Below are 16,357 nucleotides of genomic sequence, written 5' to 3'. Positions count from 1 at the left end.
CGGCACCCGTGATCCGGAGGCCACCATGAACCCTGTTCGACGCGTCCTGGCCACCCTGGCCGCCGCCACCGTCCTCGTCCCGCTCGGCGCCACCGCCGCCCACGCCGACGCCGGCCCGGCGCCCGCCTCGATGGCCAGTCTCGGCGACTCGATCACCCGCGGCTTCAACGCCTGCGGCTGGTTCGTCGACTGCACCTCCCGCTCGTTCAGCACCGGCGACACGTCCTCGGTGAACAGTCACTACCTGCGCATCCGGGCGGTCAACCCGGCGATCGCCGGGAACAACCACAACGACGCGAAGACCGGCGCGAAGTCCGCCGACATGCCCGGCCAGGCGGCCACCGCGGTCAGCCAGGGCGTCGGGTACGTGACGATGCTGATCGGCGCCAACGACGCGTGCACCAGTTCGGAGTCGACGATGACGCCGGCGGCCACCTACCGGGCCAACGTCGACGCCGCGCTCGGCCGGATCAGGGCGGGCCTGCCCGACGCCCGGGTGCTCCTGGTCAGCGTTCCGGACATCCACCGGCTCTGGTCGGTCGGCAAGGACAGCGGCAGCGCCCGCACAGCCTGGTCGCTGTTCAGCATCTGCCAGTCCATGCTGGCCAACCCCACGTCCACGGCCCAGGCCGACGTGGACCGGCGGGCCCGGGTCCGCCAGCGGGTGGTCGACTACAACACCCAGCTCGCCCAGGCGTGCGCCGCGTACGGCCCGAACTGCGACTTCGACGACAACGCCGTGTTCGGCTATCCGTTCACCCTGGGTCAGCTCTCCGGCTGGGACTACTTCCACCCGAACAGCACCGGCCAACAGGTGCTCGCCGACGTCTCGTACGCCGCCGGCTTCGGCTGGTGACCAGAGGCCCGGTCGCCAGCGGCACCCTGCGCTGCGAGGGAGAGGAGGGCGGGGTGGGGTTAGCGGGCGGCGGCGAGGCGGGCGGCGCGGGCGTCGCGCTTCTCCTCGAAGCGGGACGCGTGGGTCTCGAGAGTGTCCAGGTGGGCGGCGATCTCATCACGAGCCGCCTCGCCGTCGGCGTCCAGGCCGGAGACGTTGAACACGTCCCACTGACGCAGCACCGGGACGACCACCTCGTCGCGGTGCTGGCGCAGGTCGTAGATGCCGGCGAGGGCGATCGCCACCGACTTGCGGGCGAAGCCCTCGATGCCCACGCCGGGCATCTGGAAGTCCGCCAGCACCTCGGCGATCGCCCGCATCGTCTGGCTCGGGTCGAGGTCCAGGGCGGCGGCGAGCAGGTTGCGGTAGAAGACCATGTGCAGGTTCTCGTCGGCCGCGACGCGGGCCAGCAGCGCCTCGCAGGCCGGGTCGCCGGTGACCCGGCCGGTGTTGCGGTGCGAGATCCGGGTGGCCAGCTCCTGGAACGACACGTACGCCAGCGAGCGCAGCATCGAGTCGTCGTGGGAGTTGGAGTACCCGGCCGTCATGTGCACCATCCGGGCCCGCTCCAGGGCCACCGGGTCGACCGCCCGGGTCACGGTCAGGTAGTCCCGGATGGCGGTGCCGTGCCGCCCCTCCTCCGCCGTCCACCGGCCCACCCAGGTCCCCCACGCCCCGTCCGGGCCGAAGAGGGTGGCGATCTGGTGGTGGTACGAGGGGAGGTTGTCCTCGGTGAGCAGGTTCACGATCAGCGCGGTGCGCGCCACCTCGGGGATCGTCGAGTCCGACGCCGACCACGCCTCGCCGCCGAGCGGGCCGTCGAAGGTGCGACCCTCGCTCCACGGCACGTACTCGTGCGGGAACCACTCCTTGGCCATCGAGAGGTGCCGGTCGAGGTTCTTCTCCACGACGGGCTCGAGCTCGACGAGCAGGGCGGTCTGGCTCAGTGCGGTCACGACGATCTCCCTACGGTTCCGTAACTTACGCAACCGTAGGTGCTCGTCGGCGTACGCGCCAGTAACGCCAGCTCGTGGGCGTTGCCGGCGGCCCTCAGCCCTGCCCGATCAGCGGGCGCAGGTCCGCCCGGGGCGGGGTCCACTCCCCCGCCGCCGCGGCCACCTGCTCGCCGGAGCGGATGTCCTTCACCTCGTCCGCCGCGCCCTCGGCCCCCGGGAACCACACGTACGGGATGCCGCGTCGCTCGGCGTAGCGGATCTGCTTGCCGAACTTCGCCGCGCTCGGCGACACCTCGGTGGGCACGCCCCGGCTGCGCAGCGCGTCGGCCACGGCGTTGCTGGCCGCCCGCTGTTCCTCGGCGATGACCGCGACCAGCACGCAGGTCGGCACGCTGCGGGACACCGACAGGGCGTCGGCGCCGAAGAGCAGGCCGAGCAGCCGGGTCACCCCGATCGAGATGCCCACCCCCGGGAACCGGGCGGCCCCCGAGCTGGCCAGGTTGTCGTACCGGCCGCCGGAACAGACCGAGCCGAACCGCTCGTAGCCCACCAACTGCGTCTCGTAGACCGTGCCCGTGTAGTAGTCCAGGCCACGGGCGATGCGCAGGTCTGCCACGCACAGCCCCGGCGAGTGCGCGGCGGCGGTCTCCACCACCGCGACCAGCTCGTCGACGCCCTCGTCGAGCAACGGGTGACTCACCCCGAGGGCCCGCACCGCGTCGGCGAAGGAGGCGTCCGGGGCGGAGATCTCGGCCAGGGACAGGCATGCCTTGGCCTGCGCCTCGCTCGCCCCGGCCGTCTCGGCCAGCAGCTCGACCACCTTCGCCGGGCCGATCTTGTCGAGCTTGTCGACCGCGCGCAGGGCGGACTCCGGGTCGGTCAGCCCGATGCCCCGGTAGAAGCCCTCGCAGATCTTGCGGTTGTTGACCTGGATCCGCACCGGCGGAATCGGCAGCGACCGCAGCGCGTCGCCGATGACCAGCGGCATCTCGGCCTCGAAGTGGGCGGGCAGGGTGTCCCGGTCGACGATGTCGATGTCGGCCTGGAGGAACTCCCGGTAGCGGCCCTCCTGCGGGCGCTCGCCCCGCCACACCTTCTGGATCTGGTAGCGGCGGAACGGGAACTGGAGCTTTCCGGCGTTCTCCAACACGTAGCGGGCGAACGGGACGGTCAGGTCGAAGTGCAGGCCGAGCGCGTCGTCCCCGGCCGGGCCCTCGGCGTCGGCCTGGAGCCGGCGCAGCAGGTAGACCTCCTTCGAGGTCTCCCCCTTGCGCAGGAGCTGGTCCAGCGGCTCCACCGAGCGGGTCTCCAGGGGGGCGAAGCCGTACAGCTCGAAGGTGTCGCGGATCCGGTCGAGGACGAACTGCTCGATCATCCGCTGCGCCGGCGTCCACTCGGGGAAGCCGGAGATGGGCGTGGGCTTGCTCATGGCGTACTCCTTGCAGCTCCGCGCCGCCGGGCGCGGTGAGGTCGTGGCCCGCGCGGCGCGGGCGGAGGATCTAGAGGCCGCGGATGGGTGCGGCGGGGCGCGCGCCGCCGGAGCCCGCCACCTCGACGAGGTACGGGTTGCTCACGCGCTCACGACCGATGGTGGTCGCGGGGCCGTGGCCGGGCAGCACCACGGTGTCGTCGGCCAGTGGGAGGATCTTGTCCCGCAGGCTGGCGAGCATCCGGGGCATGCTGCCGCCCCACAGGTCGGTGCGGCCGATCGAGCCGGCGAAGAGCACGTCGCCGGAGAGGCAGACCTGCTCGGCCTCCCAGGGCGAGCCGGCGCCGGGCAGCCGGAACAGCACCGACCCGCCGGTGTGGCCCGGGGCGTGGTCGACGGTGATCTCCAGGCCGGCCAGGGCGAGGGTGGCCCCGTCGGTCAGCTCGGCGACGTCGTCGGGCTCGGTGTAGGGCAGCCGGCCGCCGAAGAGCTGGGTGAGGTCCATCGACAGCGCCTTGCCCGGGTCGGCCAGCAACTCCCGGTCGTCGGGGTGGACGTACGCGGTGATGCCCCGGGCGCCGCAGACCGGCGCGACGGAGAAGGTGTGGTCGAGGTGGCCGTGGGTGAGCAGCACGGCGGCCGGGTGCAGGCGATGCTCGGCGAGCACGGCGTCGAGCCGGTCGAGCACCCCGATGCCCGGGTCGACCACCACGCACTGCTCCCCCGGCGCGGTCGCCACCACGTAGCAGTTGGTGCCGAAGGCGTCCGCGGGAAAGCCGGCCACGAGCACGTCCGCTCCCCTTCCGTCGAGCTGTCGTCCCTGCACTCGCAGCCTAGCCGCAACGACGGGCGGATTCCGTCGGCCCACCCGCCCCGTGGGCCCCCGGAGGCACAGTGACACCCCCCGATAAACCTGGCGAGGACCTGGTACACCACATTCCCAGTCGGTACCCGTACACTCTGGCGGGCGTGTGGCGTGGCGCACGTGCCGCCAGACAGGGCGCGACGCCCGACCCGCCGGTGACCGTCAGGGTAGAGGAGGGGGAGCACGGGTGGCTTCCAGCAGGGACCGGCAGCGCAAAATGGCGCGGGCCAAGCTCGACCGACAGTTGGCGCGACGGGCCTCCCGGATCAGGCGCCGTCGGCAGATCCAGGCCGGCGTCGGCGCCGCCGTGGTGCTCGTGCTGATCGTGGCCGGCTCGGCGTGGGCGCTGGGCGCCTTCGACGACGGCCCGGAGAAGAACACGGCCGCCGAGGACGTCTGCATCTGGACCCCGCAGGACGCCACAGCGAACACCAACCTCAAGGACGTCGGTACCCCGGCCACCACCGGCCTGCCGACCTCCGGCACCCGGGCGATGACCGTCACCACCAACCAGGGCGCGCCGGTCACCGCGGAGCTGGACCTCGCCTCGGCCCCCTGCGCCGGGGCGAGCATCGCCCACCTGGCCAGCCGGGGCTTCTACGACAACGCCAAGTGCCACGAGATCACCGCCGAGGGCGCGCTGCGCTGCGGTGACCCGAGCGGCACCGGCATCGGCGGCCCGGCCTACTCGTTCTACGACGAGAACGTCCCCGTGCAGCCCGAGGCGAGCCCGTCGGCCAGCCCCGCCCCCGGCCAGCCCCCGGCGTACCCGAAGGGCACGGTCGCGATGATGGCCAACCCGCCGGGCACCAACGGCAGCCAGTTCCTCGTCTTCTTCAAGGACTTCAATCCGACCAAGCCGGTCTACCCGGTGATCGGCAGGGTCACCGGCGGGCTCGACGTGATCACGAAGATCGGTGCCCTCCCGACCGTGGACAATGGGAGCGGGGCAAAGGTCAAGCCGAAGACCGACGTGGTGATCCAGAGTCTCACCGTCGGCGAGCCGACGACGGCGCCGGCCGCGACCGCTCCGGCGTCGGGCGCTCCGGCGGCCAGCCCGAGCGCCGGCTGACCGGGCCCCGCCCCACACACTGCGGCACTGACCGCGCCAGAGACACAGTCCAGGAGGATCGACCGTGACGTCCACGAAAGAGCGGCAGCGCGCGGCGGCGAAGGCCCGACTTCAGCGGAACATGGCCGCGCAGGCAACCAAGGCCCGCAAGCGCCGGCAGACGCAGGCGGTCGTCGGCGCCGGGGCGGCCCTGTTGCTCGTGGTCGCCGGCACCGTGTGGCTGGCCACCACCGTCGTCGGTGACGACGACGACAAGCAGGAAACCAGCGGGGCGAGCGGTCTCGTGCAGTGCGCGTTCACCGAGATCCCCAAGGAGAACCGCACCAAGGAGATCAAGGACGTCGGGCTGCCGCCGGGCCAGCAGGCGAACACCGGCGTCCAGACCCTGACGATGGACACCAACCTGGGCCCGATCACCGCCAAGGTCGACCGGGCCGCCTCGCCGTGCACCGCGGCCAGCTTCACCCACCTCGCGAGCAAGAACTTCTTCGACAACAGCAAGTGCCACCGCCTGGTCACCGAGGGCATCCAGGTGCTCCAGTGCGGTGACCCGAGCGCGACCGGCAAGGGCTGGCGGGACACCGACGGCACCGGTGGCCCGGCGTACAAGCTGACCGAGGAGAACCTGCCCACCGACAAGCGCCCCGCCTACCCGAAGGGGGTCATCGCGATGGCCAACTCGGGGCAGCCCGGCAGCACCGGCAGCCAGTTCTTCATCGTCTACGGCGACTCGCAGCTCGACCCGAACTACACCGTCCTGGGCACGATCACCGGCGGCATGGACATCGTCGAGGCCGTCGCCAAGGCCGGCGACGACAAGGCGTTCGCCAAGCAGGCCGGCGGTGGCCACCCCAAGAAGGAGGTCGTCATCAAGAAGCTGACGATGAGCGAGCCGCAGGGCTGAGCCCTCCGCCACGACGAAGCGCCCGCCGGCTGTGAGCCGGCGGGCGCTGTCGTGTGCGGATCAGGACCCCGAGGTGACCCGGTACGCGTCGAAGACGCCGTCGACCTTGCGGACCGCGGCCAGCAGGTGGCCCAGGTGCTTCGGGTCGGCCATCTCGAAGCTGAACCGGCTGACCGCCACCCTGTCCCGGGTGGTGGTGACCGTGGCGGACAGGATGTTCACCCGCTCCTCGGAGAGCACCCGGGTCACGTCCGCCAGCAGCTTGTGCCGGTCCAGGGCCTCCACCTGGATGGCCACCAGGAACGTCGAGGCGGAGGTGAGCTTCCAGCTGACCTCGACCACCCGCTCGTCCTGGGCCAGCAGGTCCTCGGCGTTGGCGCAGTCGTCGCGGTGCACGCTGACCCCGCCCGAGCGGGTGACGAAACCGAAGACCGCATCCGGTGGTACCGGGGTGCAGCACCGGGCCAGCTTGATCCAGACGTCGCTGACGCCGCGCACCACCACGCCCGGATCGGCGCTGCTCTGCCGGCTGCGCGGCGGCCGGGTGGCGACGGCGGTCTCGGCGATGTCCTCCGCCGCGCCCTCCTCGCCGCCGTACGCGGCCATCAGCTTCTGCACCACCGACTGGGCGGAGACCTGACTGTCGCCGACCGCCGCGTACAGCGAGGCGACGTCGGCCAGGTGCAGGTCCCGGGCGATCGTCATCAACGCGTCGGAGGTGAGCATCCGCTGCAACGGCATGCCCTGCTTGCGCATCGCCTTGACGATCGAGTCCTTGCCGGCCTCGATCGCCTCCTCGCGCCGCTCCTTGTTGAAGTACTGGCGGATCTTCGTGCGCGCCCGGGGGCTCTTCACGAAGCCCAGCCAGTCCTGCGTCGGCCCCGCCGTCTCGGACTTCGACGTGAAGATCTCGATCACGTCGCCGTTGGACAGCGTCGACTCCAGCGGCACCAGCTTGCCGTTGACCCGCGCCCCGATGCACTTGTGCCCCACCTCGGTGTGCACCGCGTACGCGAAGTCCACCGGCGTCGACCCGGTCGGCAGCGGGATGACGTCACCCTTCGGGGTGAAGACGTACACCTCCTGGCTGGACAGGTCGAAGCGCAGCGCGTCCAGGAACTCGCTCGGGTCGGCCGCCTCCCGCTGCCAGTCCAGCAACTGCCGCAGCCAGGTCATCTCGTCGATGTGCGCCGGCGGGCCGACGATCTGGGTGCCCTTGTGCTCCTTGTACTTCCAGTGCGCGGCAATGCCGAACTCGGCGGTGCGGTGCATCGCGTACGTGCGGATCTGCATCTCCACCGGCTTGCCGGTGGGCCCGATGACCGTCGTGTGCAACGACTGGTACATGTTGAACTTGGGCATCGCGATGTAGTCCTTGAAACGGCCCGGCACCGGCTGCCAGTTCGCGTGGATCACACCCAGCGCGGCGTAGCAGTCCCGCACCGTGTCGACCAGGATCCGCACCCCCACCAGGTCGTAGATGTCGTTGAAGTCGCGACCCCGCACGATCATCTTCTGGTAGATCGAGTACAGGTGCTTCGGCCGTCCCGTCGTCTCCGCCTTGATCTTGGCGGCCTTCAGGTCGGTCTGCACCTTCTGGGTGACCTGGCGCAGCAGCACCTCCCGCTGCGGCTGGTGCTCCCCGATCAGCCGGAGGATCTCCTCGTACCGCTTCGGGAACAGCGTGCCGAAGGCCAGGTCCTCCAGCTCCCACTTGATCGTGTTCATGCCCAGCCGGTGGGCCAGGGGCGCCAGGATCTCCAGCGTCTCCTTCGCCTTCTGCTCCTGCTTCGGGCGGGGCAGGAAGGTCAGGGTGCGCATGTTGTGCAGCCGGTCGGCCAGCTTGATCACCAGGACCCGGGGGTCCTTGGCCATCGCCACGACCATCTTGCGGATGGTCTCCGCCTTGGCGGCGTCGCCGAGCTTGACCTTGTCGAGCTTCGTCACCCCGTCGACGAGCAGCGCGACCTCGCCGCCGAAGTCCACCTTCATCTGGTCGAGGGTGTACTCGGTGTCCTCGATCGTGTCGTGCAGCAGCGCGGCGACCAGGGTGGTGGTGTCCATCCCCAGGTTCGCCAGGATGGTGGCCACCGCCAGGGGGTGGGTGATGTACGGGTCACCGGACTTGCGGTACTGGCCCGAGTGCCAGCGGGCCGCCGTGTCGAACGCCCGCTGGAGCAGCCGGGCGTCGGCCTTGGGGTGATTCACCCGATGGGAGGAGATCAGCGGCTCCAGCACCTCGCTGACCTGCGAGGTCTGCCAGGGCGCGTTGAACCGGGCCAGCCGGGCCCGCACCCGCCGGCCGGTGGGCGCGTTGGAGAGGGCGAAGCCGCCGCTCGGCGACGGGTCGTCGGAGTCGTCGGCCGACAGCGCCTCCAGGACGCCGGCCGCCGGGGTGTCGCCGTCGGCGTGGGGGGAACCGGCCTCGTTCCCGAGGGCCGCGTCCCGCGGCTCAGCTCCCTTGTCGGTCACCGAACCGTCAGCGTCGCCTGTCGGGTGCACCGTGCCCTCCACCGGAGGAACGACATCGTGGGACACCGGCCTCCTCACCGCTCGCCGGGGTACGCCGACCGTGCGCCGGCCGGCCTGGTCTCCGCCGCCCGGACGGTCTCCCGGCCGGTCAGCAAAGGGCAATGCTACCCGTACGCACCGTGCCCCGCCGCTCGGCCGGACGGACCGCACCGGGTCCGCCCGGCAGCCATCACGACCAATCGGTCAGCAGGACACGGACCGGACGCCAACCTGCTGCGGGCAGCCTGGGCGGGGTCACCGGCCGGTCCACCGGGCCCGCCCAGGCAGGCCACCGACCGCTGGGGGCGCTCAGACCTCGAGCAGGGCGTGCACCGGGCGCGGGGCGAGCCGCTCGCGGCCACCGAGGAAACCGAGCTCCAGCAGCACGGTGAACCCGGCGACCGTGCCGCCGGCCCGCTCCACCAGATCCAGGGTGGCCTCGGCGGTCCCCCCGGTGGCGAGCACGTCGTCGACCACCAGCACCCGCCGCCCGGCGGTGAACGCGTCCTCGTGCAGCTCCAGCGTCGCCTCGCCGTACTCCAGCGCGTACGAGGCCGAGTAGGCGGGGCGGGGCAGCTTTCCGGCCTTGCGCACCGGCACCACGCCGACCCCGGTGGCGTACGCGACGGCCGCCGCGATCACGAAGCCCCGGGCCTCGATCCCGACCACGGCGTCGAACGAGTCCCGCCCGTGGTAGGCCACGATGCCGTCGATCACCTCGCGGAACACCGCGCCGTCGGCGAAGAGCGGCATCAGGTCCTTGAACATGACGCCCGGCTTCGGGAAGTCCGGCACGTCCAGCACGCGGCTGGCGACCAGCTCGGCGACCTGCGGGCCGCTGTCTCCCCGTACCCCGGCGCTGTGCGTCTCCGTCACGGCGGCCCGTCTCCCTTCGTACGACGACGGCGTCCTCCACGCCGCTCGCACAGCATGAAGGACGCCGTCGTCACCGTCTCCAGCGGGTGTCTCCCCGGTCGCGTCAGCGGCGCTTGGCGCCGCCCGGCCGGTTGCCGCCGGCGCCGGCGGGGCGACCGCCCCGGGCGCCGCTCGGACGCTTGCCGGCGGGGCGGGCGCCCACCTTCGGCGCGGCCCCGGCCAGGGCCCCCTCCTCCTGGTCGACGGGCTCGTCGTCCTCCCCGGCCGGGCGCGGCGCGCCCTTCGGGGTGATCTCGCCCCGGGCCAGGGCGCCCCGCCGGGCCAGCACCCGCTTGTTGTGCGCCTGGATCCGCGGCTCGTAGTTCTTCAGCAGCACCAACAGCGGGGTGGCCAGCAGGATCGAGGTCAGGAACGCGATCGCCATACCGACGAAGAGCACCAGGCCGAGGTCCTTCAGGGTGCCCGCGCCCAGCAGGCCCGCGCCGATGAAGAGCAGACCGCCGACCGGGAGCAGGGCGACCACTGACGTGTTCAGCGACCGCATGAGGCTCTGGTTGATCGCCAGGTTGGCTGCCTCGCCGTACGTCTGGTTGTTGTTCGCGGTGATGCCCCGGGTGTTCTCCTGAACCTTGTCGAAGACCACCACCACGTCGTAGAGCGCGAAGCCCAGGATCGTGAGGAACCCGATGATCGTCGACGGGGTCACCTCGAAACCGACCAACGAGTAGATGCCGGCGGTGAGGATCAGGTTCATGAACAGCGAGGAGACGGCCGCCACCGCCATCCGCCACTCGAAGCGCAGGATCAGGTAGACCATCACCAGCGCGACGAAGATCACCAGGCCCAGCATGGCCCGGGAGGTGACCTGGCTGCCCCACGCCTCGCTGACCTGGTTGCCGCTGATCTGGTCCGGCTGGATGCCGAACTCCCGGGCCATCTCCGCCTTGGCCGCGTTGGCCTGCTCGGCGGTGAGCTGCGAGGTGCGCATCTCGTAGTAGTCGCCGCCGGTGCCGCCGACCTTCTGCGCGGTGACCACCTCGGCGCCGCCCGCGGCGACCCCCAGTGCCGCGTCGACCTTCCCCTCGGCCTGCTCCAGCGTCCCGACGCTGGCCGGCACCTGGAACGAGTTGCCGCCGGCGAACTCGATGCCGAGGCTGAACTTCTGGATCCCGAAGCTGAGCACCGAGATGAGGATCAGCACCCCGGCGACGGCAAACCACAGCTTGCGCCGGCCGATGATGTCAACGCCGGCCTCGCCCCGGTAGAGGCGGCTCGCCAACCCAGTCTTAGCCATCTCAGGCCTCCTTGACGCGCGAGGTGCGGGTGGCCTGCTCGGTCCGCGCGGGAAGGGCGCGGCCAAGACCGCTGACCCGCGGGGAAAGGAACGCCCGGGTCCGGGCGAACATCGTCATGATCGGGTGACGGAAGAGGAAGACCACGACCAGGTCGAGCACCGTGGCCAGGCCGAGCGCGAAGGCGAAGCCCTTCACCGCGCCGACCGAGACGACGTAGAGCACCACGGCCGACATGAGGGTGATCGCGTTGGCCGAGATGATCGTCCGGCGGGCCCGGATCCAGGCCCGCGGCACCGCGCTGCGCGGGCTGCGTCCCTCGCGGATCTCGTCCTTGAGCCGCTCGAAGTAGATGACGAACGAGTCCGCCGCCACACCGAGCGAGACGATCATGCCGGCGATGCCGGCGAGGGTGAGCGTGAAGCCGATCTGCCGGCCGAGCACCACCAGCGCGCCGAAGACCAGCAGCGCCGACAGCACCAGGCTCAGGAAGATGACCGAGCCGAGCAGGCGGTAGTAGAAGAACGAGTAGATGATGACCAGCAGCATGCCGATGCCTGCGGCGAGCAGGCCCGCGCGCAGGTGGCTGGCGCCGAGGGTGGCGGTGACGTTCTGCTGCTCCTGCGCCTCGAAGGTCACCGGCAGGGCGCCGTAGCGCAGCTGGCTGGCCAGGGCGCTGGCCGTTTTGTTGTCGAAGCTGCCCGTGATCTGCGAGTCACCGGTGAGCACGCCCTGGATCTCCGGCGAGGAGACCACCTTGTTGTCGAGGACGACGGCGACCCGGCACTTGCCGTCCTGACCCAGCGCGGTCTGGTCGCACGCCTGGCCCTCGTTGGTGAACGCCTCTCGGGTCAGGCTGGTCCACTTCTCCTGACCCTTGCCCTTGAAGTCGAGGCTGACCACCCAGGAGCTGGTCTGGTCGAGCACCGCGTTGGCGTCGCCGACGTCGGTGCCGAGCACCTTCGCCACGTCGAGGAGGTATTTCTGGGTGCCGTCCTCGCAGGCGATCGCCTTCTGCTTCTCGTCCTTGATCGACGCCGCCGGGCGCTGGTCGAGCTGGGCGCACCCGATCGTCGGGACGTTGAACTGCATCTCCACCGGCAGCACCGCGACCTCGCGCGGGGAGAGCGTGCCGAACGGCTTGAGGGTCTCGCCCAGCGACGGGTCGGTGGTCAGGTCCGCCGGGGCCTGCAGGCCGCTGGCGGCCTGCCAGGCGGCGGCCCCGACCTTCTGCTGGACGGCCTTGCGCTGCTCCTCGACGCCCTGCGGCACCGGCTCGGCGCTGGCGCTCGGCGACGGCGCGGCGGCGCTCGGCGAGGCCGGCGGGGTGGCGCTGGCGCTCGGGGCCGCGGCCCCGCCGCCCTGACCGCCGGCGCTCGGCGACGCGGTCGCCTTCGCGCTGCCCGACGGCTTGGGGCTGGCGCTGCCCGACGGCTTGGGGCTGGCGCTGCCTGACGGGGCCGGGGTCGGCGTGGCCGCCGGGGGGGCCACCGCACCGGTGCCGTCGGCGGCCTTCAGCACCTTGCGGAAGCGCAGCTCAGCGGCGCTTCCGACGTCGGTGAGGTCGCGGTTCTCGCCGGGCAGGGAGATGACGATGTTCCGGTTGCCCTCGGTGACCACCTCGGCCTCGGCCACGCCGTACGCGTTGACCCGGTTCTCGATGATCTGGCGGGCCTCTTCGAGGTTCTCCGTCGTCGGGGGCTTGCCGTCGATGCTGTTCGTCGCCTCGAGCGTCAGCCGGGTGCCGCCGATCAGGTCCAGACCGAGCCGAGGCTCGAGCCGATCCTTCAAGCCACCACTGGCGCCGCCCGAGAAGAACACCATGAGATAGAGGACGACGAAGATGAGGCCGAGCACGGCAAGCTGCCGTCCGGGCCGCATCTGTCCCTGAGGTGGTGCCACGGCTGTCTGTCTCCCTGTTACGGTCGCGCCGCCGACACGGCGGCGCGAATGTCGGGCCGGGGGTCCCGGCGACGGCTGTCCGGGGCCGGCAACCCGACGCCGACACGGCTGACCACGGCCGACGCGGGGGCGTCGACCGGCAACCTTCGGGTGTCGGCGTCAGGTGTCGACCCAACTATCCAGTTTTAACGGCGTCTCCGCTGCCCCGTCGGGGAGGCGGTCACTCCTTGACGGTTTCGGCGTCCTCGCTGACCAGCTCGGTCGACTCCACCCGCTCGGCACGGTTGACCACCCGGGCGATGGCCGGGCGGGCGAACCGGGTCTGCACGCCGGGCGCGACCTCGAGCAGGACGGTGTCGTCGTCCACGTCGGTGACCGTGCCGTAGAGACCGCCGATGGTGACCACCTCGTCGCCGGAGCCGAGGGCGGACTGCATCTGCTCCGCCTCGCGGCGGCGCTTCTGCTGGGGGCGGATCATCATGAAGTACATGACGCCGAAGAGCAGGGCGATCATGAGGATCGGCGTCAGGCCGCCGGCTCCCCCTCCGCCCGCTGCTGCGTAGACCACGGTTACTGACCTTCCGATTGGCCTCCGGCTCGGCGCGAGAGGCACCGGAGCGGAGGCGGAGTCTCACGTCCTGTACAAACCGCGGCGAAGTCTAGTCCCTGCACCTGGGAACGCCGAATGCGGCACAGATCACGTTCGGATCACGGCTGATCCGGCGCGGCCGAGAACAGATCGGGCGCGACAGGAACATCGGTGACAAATATACCATTTGGCGGAGTACGGCCCAGGTGCCGCCAGGCCGCCTCCGTCGCCACCCGGCCCCGCGGCGTGCGGGCGAGCAGCCCCGCCCGGACCAGGAACGGCTCGCAGACCTCCTCGACCGTGTCCGGCTGCTCCCCCACGGCCACCGCCAGGGTGGACAACCCGACGGGCCCGCCCCGGAACGAGTCGATCAGCGCGGTGATCACGGCCCGGTCCAGCCGGTCCAGCCCGAGCGCGTCGACGTCGTACACCGTGAGGGCCGCCCGGGCGGTCTCCAGGGTGACCACGCCGTCGGCGCGGACCTCGGCGAAGTCCCGCACCCGGCGCAGCAGCCGATTGGCGATGCGGGGGGTGCCCCGGGACCGGCCGGCGATCTCGACGGCGCCGTCGTCGGTGATCGGCACACCCAGGATCCGCGCCGAGCGGCGCAGCAGCACCTCCAGGTCGGCCGGGGAGTAGAAGTCCAGGTGCGCGACGAAGCCGAACCGGTCCCGCATCGGCCCGGTCAGCAGGCCGGACCGGGTGGTCGCGCCCACCAGGGTGAACGGCTCCACGTCCAGCGGGATGGCGGTGGCCCCCGGCCCCTTGCCGACCACCACGTCGACCCGGAAGTCCTCCATCGCGCTGTAGAGCAGTTCCTCGGCCGGCTTGGCGATCCGGTGGATCTCGTCGATGAACAGCACGTCGCCCTCGACGAGGCTGGTCAGGATCGCCGCCAGGTCCCCGGAGCGCTCGATCACCGGGCCGCTGGTCACCCGGAGGCCGCCGCCCAACTCGGCCGCCACGATGTTGGCCAGGGTGGTCTTGCCCAAGCCGGGCGGGCCTGACAGGAGGATGTGGTCCGGCGGGGAGCCGCGCCGCATCGCGCCCTGCAGCAGCAGGTCGAGCTGGTCGCGGACCCGGTGCTGGGCGATGAACTCCGCCAGCCGCTTCGGCCGGACACTGGCCTCGGCGTCCAGCTCGGCGTCGTGGACGTACGCCGAGACGAGGTTGCCGTCCGGGCCCGTCATCGGGTCCGGCCGAGGAGGCGGATGGCCTGCTTGAGCAGCACCGGCACGGGCGGGGGCGGCCCGTCGACGGTCTCCGCCACGGCTGCGACCGCCTGGTCGGCCTGGCCGGCCGTCCACCCGAGCCCGACCAGGGCCTGGCGGACCTGCTCGGGCCAGGCGCCCCCGGTCACCCCGGCCGCGCCGTCGGCGCCCACCGGCACCGGGCCGATCCGGTCGCGCAACTCCAGCACCAGGCGCTCGGCGCCCTTCTTGCCGATGCCCGGCACCCGGGTCAGCGCCGCCGTGTCGGCGTTGGCGACCGCTCTGCGGACCGCGTCCGGGGTGTGCACGGCGAGCACCGCCTGGGCCAACCGGGGGCCCACCCCGCTGGCGGTCTGGAGCAGCTCGAACAGCTGCTTCGCGTCGTCGTCGGCGAAGCCGTAGAGGGTGAGCGAATCCTCCCGGACCACCAGGCTGGTGGCCAGCCGGGCGGGCTGGCCGACCCGCAGGTCGGCGAGCGTGCCCGGGGCGCAGTACACCGCCAGGCCCACCCCGCCGACCTCGACCACGGCGTGATCGGGGCTCGTCGCGGTCACCGTGCCGCGCACACTGGCGATCATCGTGCTCCTCCTCGTCGTACCCGGTCGGCCGCCTCGGCCAGCTTCGAGCGGGTGCCGCCGCGCCAGACGTGGCAGATGGCCAGCGCGAGCGCGTCGGCCGCGTCGGCCGGCTTCGGCGGCTCGGACAGCCGCAGCAGCCGGGTCACCATGGCCGTCATCTGCGCCTTGTCCGCCTGGCCGGACCCGGTCACGGCAGCCTTCACCTCGCTCGGGGTGTAGGTCTGCACCGGCAGGCCGGCCCGCGCGCCGGCCAGCACCGCGATCCCGCTGGCCTGGGCGGTGCCCATCACGGTGCGGACATTGTGCTGGCTGAACACCCGCTCCACGGCGACGGCGTCCGGCTGGTGCTCGGCGACCAGGTCGGTGAGCGAGCGGTCCAGGTGCAGCAGGCGCAGCGGCAGGTCGTCACCCGGGTCGGTCTGGACGACGTAGTAGGCGACCAGGTTGCAGGGCCGGCCGGGCACTCCCTCGACCACGCCGACCCCGCACCGGGTCAGCCCCGGGTCGACGCCGAGCACGCGCACGCCGCCTCCTCCCCCAGCCGCCAGCAGTACGTGTGTTCGACACCCTACTGGTCGCCCCGGACACCCTCCGCCGGGGACACGCCGGCAGCCGGCCGCAGCGCGCGGGGCTCCGGCGGTGACCGGGGACCGGGGCCCTGGGGTCGTCAGCGGGCCCGGATGCCGTCCAGGACGCCGTCGACGATCCGGCCGGGCAGGGATTCGTCGTCCAGGTCGGGGTTCCAGCGCAGCATCCGCTGCACCAGCATCGGCCCGGCGAGCAGGGCCATCACCACCTCGATGTCGAGGTCGGCGCGCAGCTCACCGCTGCGCACCCCCCAGCGGAGCACCTCGCGCATGAGCTGGCGGCGGGGCTCGATGATGTTCTGGTAGACCCGGAAGTGGTCCGGGCTGCGGGTCGCCTCCGGTACGAGGCAGGGCATGATCTTCGCGGCCCGGGGGTCGACGTTGTGCCCGACCGCGCCGACCAGCAGCACCAGGTCCTCCCGGACGGAGTGCCCGGTCGGCTGAGGGAGGACGCCCTTGAGGCGGCGCAGCGCGTCGAGCATCAGCGCGTCCTTGCCCGACCAGCGCCGGTAGATGGTGGCCTTGCCCACCCCGGCCCGGGCGGCGATGGCCTCGATGGACAGCGCCTCGATCGTGCTGCCCTCGGCGAGCAGGTCGAGAACGGCCTCCACGATCGCCTCGTCCGCGCGGACGCTCCGCGGTCGGCCGGGCGGTCGCGGAGCGTCGGCGGCAGAAGTCATGTCCGACATT

At 71.9% G+C, this 16,357-nt stretch carries 15 protein-coding genes; 3 read left to right on the top strand and 12 right to left on the bottom strand.

Annotation, left to right across the window (positions count from 1 at the left end):
- The first annotated feature begins 25 nt into the window (after nt 1-25).
- On the top strand, nt 26-856 hold the full coding sequence (locus ABT023_RS06655) for a GDSL-type esterase/lipase family protein (RefSeq protein WP_350882415.1): 831 nt from the start codon (nt 26-28) through the stop codon (nt 854-856).
- A 59-nt stretch (nt 857-915) separates the two neighbouring features.
- Here ABT023_RS06655 and ABT023_RS06650 read toward each other — a convergent pair whose 3' ends face one another.
- The 3 genes from ABT023_RS06650 to ABT023_RS06640 all read right to left on the bottom strand — a co-directional run bounded on the left by ABT023_RS06650 (nt 916) and on the right by ABT023_RS06640 (nt 4,070).
- Nucleotides 916-1,851: an acyl-ACP desaturase gene (locus tag ABT023_RS06650; RefSeq protein ID WP_350882413.1), complete on the bottom strand. Its 936-nt coding sequence runs from the start codon at nt 1,849-1,851 to the stop codon at nt 916-918.
- Between the two features lie 94 nt (nt 1,852-1,945).
- On the bottom strand, nt 1,946-3,280 hold the full coding sequence (gene hisS / locus ABT023_RS06645; RefSeq protein ID WP_350882411.1) for a histidine--tRNA ligase: 1,335 nt from the start codon (nt 3,278-3,280) through the stop codon (nt 1,946-1,948).
- A 70-nt stretch (nt 3,281-3,350) separates the two neighbouring features.
- A complete protein-coding gene (locus ABT023_RS06640) occupies nt 3,351-4,070 on the bottom strand; it encodes an MBL fold metallo-hydrolase (protein ID WP_350882544.1) in 720 nt (239 codons plus the stop codon).
- A 262-nt stretch (nt 4,071-4,332) separates the two neighbouring features.
- Here ABT023_RS06640 and ABT023_RS06635 point away from each other — a divergent pair, with 262 nt between their 5' ends.
- Both ABT023_RS06635 and ABT023_RS06630 read left to right on the top strand, forming a co-directional pair.
- On the top strand, nt 4,333-5,217 hold the full coding sequence (locus tag ABT023_RS06635) for a peptidylprolyl isomerase (RefSeq protein WP_350882409.1): 885 nt from the start codon (nt 4,333-4,335) through the stop codon (nt 5,215-5,217).
- A 64-nt stretch (nt 5,218-5,281) separates the two neighbouring features.
- The gene (locus ABT023_RS06630) at nt 5,282-6,121 is read left to right on the top strand and encodes a peptidylprolyl isomerase (RefSeq protein WP_350882407.1); all 840 of its coding nucleotides are present in this window, start codon (nt 5,282-5,284) and stop codon (nt 6,119-6,121) included.
- Between the two features lie 60 nt (nt 6,122-6,181).
- Here ABT023_RS06630 and ABT023_RS06625 read toward each other — a convergent pair whose 3' ends face one another.
- The 9 genes from ABT023_RS06625 to ABT023_RS06585 all read right to left on the bottom strand — a co-directional run bounded on the left by ABT023_RS06625 (nt 6,182) and on the right by ABT023_RS06585 (nt 16,356).
- Entirely contained in the window at nt 6,182-8,671 is a 2,490-nt protein-coding gene (locus tag ABT023_RS06625) for a RelA/SpoT family protein (protein WP_502890604.1), read from the bottom strand.
- A gap of 270 nt (nt 8,672-8,941) precedes the next feature.
- Nucleotides 8,942-9,508: an adenine phosphoribosyltransferase gene (locus ABT023_RS06620; RefSeq protein ID WP_350882405.1), complete on the bottom strand. Its 567-nt coding sequence runs from the start codon at nt 9,506-9,508 to the stop codon at nt 8,942-8,944.
- Between the two features lie 103 nt (nt 9,509-9,611).
- The gene (gene secF / locus ABT023_RS06615; protein ID WP_350882403.1) at nt 9,612-10,802 is read right to left on the bottom strand and encodes a protein translocase subunit SecF; all 1,191 of its coding nucleotides are present in this window, start codon (nt 10,800-10,802) and stop codon (nt 9,612-9,614) included.
- 1 nt (nt 10,803) lies between these two features.
- On the bottom strand, nt 10,804-12,702 hold the full coding sequence (gene secD, locus ABT023_RS06610; protein ID WP_350882401.1) for a protein translocase subunit SecD: 1,899 nt from the start codon (nt 12,700-12,702) through the stop codon (nt 10,804-10,806).
- Nucleotides 12,703-12,922: 220 nt separating this feature from the next.
- On the bottom strand, nt 12,923-13,216 hold the full coding sequence (yajC, locus tag ABT023_RS06605; RefSeq protein WP_502890608.1) for a preprotein translocase subunit YajC: 294 nt from the start codon (nt 13,214-13,216) through the stop codon (nt 12,923-12,925).
- A gap of 194 nt (nt 13,217-13,410) precedes the next feature.
- Complete coding sequence (ruvB, locus tag ABT023_RS06600) at nt 13,411-14,481, bottom strand: Holliday junction branch migration DNA helicase RuvB (RefSeq protein ID WP_350882397.1); 1,071 nt, start codon at nt 14,479-14,481, stop codon at nt 13,411-13,413.
- Nucleotides 14,478-15,080, bottom strand: coding sequence for a Holliday junction branch migration protein RuvA (gene ruvA, locus ABT023_RS06595; RefSeq protein ID WP_350882395.1), 603 nt, complete (start codon nt 15,078-15,080; stop codon nt 14,478-14,480). Before ruvA ends, ruvB begins: the two co-directional genes overlap by 4 nt.
- Nucleotides 15,077-15,604: a crossover junction endodeoxyribonuclease RuvC gene (gene ruvC / locus ABT023_RS06590; protein WP_350882393.1), complete on the bottom strand. Its 528-nt coding sequence runs from the start codon at nt 15,602-15,604 to the stop codon at nt 15,077-15,079. Before ruvC ends, ruvA begins: the two co-directional genes overlap by 4 nt.
- A 143-nt stretch (nt 15,605-15,747) precedes the next feature.
- Nucleotides 15,748-16,356, bottom strand: a complete 609-nt coding sequence (locus ABT023_RS06585) for a TetR/AcrR family transcriptional regulator (protein WP_350882390.1) — start codon at nt 16,354-16,356, stop codon at nt 15,748-15,750.
- Between the last annotated feature and the right edge of the window lies 1 nt (nt 16,357).

The sequence above is a fragment of the Micromonospora sp. NPDC002296 genome, assembly GCF_040296145.1.
Taxonomy (GTDB): domain Bacteria; phylum Actinomycetota; class Actinomycetes; order Mycobacteriales; family Micromonosporaceae; genus Micromonospora.
Note: the sequence above shows the minus strand (reverse complement) of the source record. Positions and strands in the feature narration are given on the sequence as shown.

What these genes read in the sequence shown, in the direction of transcription:
- secF (WP_350882403.1), bottom strand. Translation starts at nt 10,802, where the DNA reads ATGGCTAAGACTGGGTTGGCGAGCCGCCTCTACCGGGGCGAGGCCGGC.
- ABT023_RS06655 (WP_350882415.1), top strand. Translation starts at nt 26, where the DNA reads ATGAACCCTGTTCGACGCGTCCTGGCCACCCTGGCCGCCGCCACCGTC.
- yajC (WP_502890608.1), bottom strand. Translation starts at nt 13,216, where the DNA reads ATGATCGCCCTGCTCTTCGGCGTCATGTACTTCATGATGATCCGCCCC.
- ruvB (WP_350882397.1), bottom strand. Translation starts at nt 14,481, where the DNA reads ATGACGGGCCCGGACGGCAACCTCGTCTCGGCGTACGTCCACGACGCC.
- ABT023_RS06585 (WP_350882390.1), bottom strand. Translation starts at nt 16,356, where the DNA reads ATGTCGGACATGACTTCTGCCGCCGACGCTCCGCGACCGCCCGGCCGA.
- ruvA (WP_350882395.1), bottom strand. Translation starts at nt 15,080, where the DNA reads ATGATCGCCAGTGTGCGCGGCACGGTGACCGCGACGAGCCCCGATCAC.
- hisS (WP_350882411.1), bottom strand. Translation starts at nt 3,280, where the DNA reads ATGAGCAAGCCCACGCCCATCTCCGGCTTCCCCGAGTGGACGCCGGCG.